At 65.9% G+C, this 223-nt stretch carries 1 protein-coding gene; it reads left to right on the top strand.

Translation table 11 applies throughout. The annotated features are described in order from the left end of the window. Positions 1-223 (top strand): histidine kinase dimerization/phosphoacceptor domain -containing protein (locus tag E4K09_RS23700; RefSeq protein ID WP_280177491.1); only part of this gene is annotated, 223 nt, incomplete at both ends.

Below are 223 nucleotides of genomic sequence, written 5' to 3'. Positions count from 1 at the left end.
TGTCGCTGATCGGCATCGAGAGCCGCCATGCGGAAGACGAGGCAACCAGCCGCGTGCTGGGGCGCATGAGGGAGCGCCTTCAGGCCCTCGGTGCGGCCCATCGCGACCTCTATGACGGAAACGGCTCATCCCGGTTCGACGTGACTGGCTTCGCGCGCGGACTCTGCGAGGAGCGGATCGCTGCGATCGATGATCCCGTCATCACGCCCGAGTTCGACATCGA

It is taken from the genome of Microvirga pakistanensis (assembly GCF_004458765.1).
GTDB classification, from domain to species: Bacteria; Pseudomonadota; Alphaproteobacteria; order Rhizobiales; family Beijerinckiaceae; genus Microvirga; species Microvirga pakistanensis.
Note: the sequence above shows the minus strand (reverse complement) of the source record. Positions and strands in the feature narration are given on the sequence as shown.